This window comes from Bacillus sp. 22446, assembly GCF_052044955.1.
Lineage (GTDB): Bacteria > Bacillota > Bacilli > Bacillales > Bacillaceae > Bacillus > Bacillus altitudinis.
In genome coordinates, this window is record NZ_JBQEOD010000024.1 from 1 (window position 1) to 620 (window position 620).

General features: G+C 59.2%; 1 pseudogene. It reads left to right on the forward strand.

Features of this window, described 5'->3' with window-relative positions:
- Window positions 1-620 (forward strand): annotated as a pseudogene (locus tag ACTJJD_RS19315) (hypothetical protein); the annotation flags it as partial.

Sequence of the window (620 nt, forward strand, 5' to 3'; positions counted from 1 at the left end):
AACGGGAGATACCGGGGCAACCGGAGTAGGGTTAGCTGGTATTTTGGCATTTGACCCAGCAACAGCTCCAACCTATCCAGTAGGTCAAGTGGTGACATATGAAGGTGGAACTTATATCGTAAATACAGCGCCACCAACTGGCACACCAGATACGTCTCCAGATTATACGTTATTGGCAGCCGCAGGTGTGACAGGCGCCACGGGAGATACAGGAGCGACCGGAGTAACCGGAGCCACAGGTGTAACGGGAGATACGGGAGCGACCGGAGTAACCGGAGCCACGGGTGCAACGGGAGATACGGGAGCGACTGGAGTAACCGGAGCCACAGGTGCAACGGGAGATACGGGAGCGACTGGAGTAACCGGAGCCACAGGTGTAACGGGAGATACGGGAGATACGGGAGCGACCGGAGTAACCGGAGCCACAGGTGTAACGGGAGATACGGGAGCGACCGGAGTAACCGGAGCCACAGGTGTAACGGGAGCGACCGGAGTAACCGGAGCCACAGGTGTAACGGGAGCGACTGGAGTAACCGGAGCTACAGGTGCAACGGGAGATACGGGAGCGACCGGAGTAACCGGAGCCACGGGTGCAACGGGAGATACGGGAGCGACCGGAG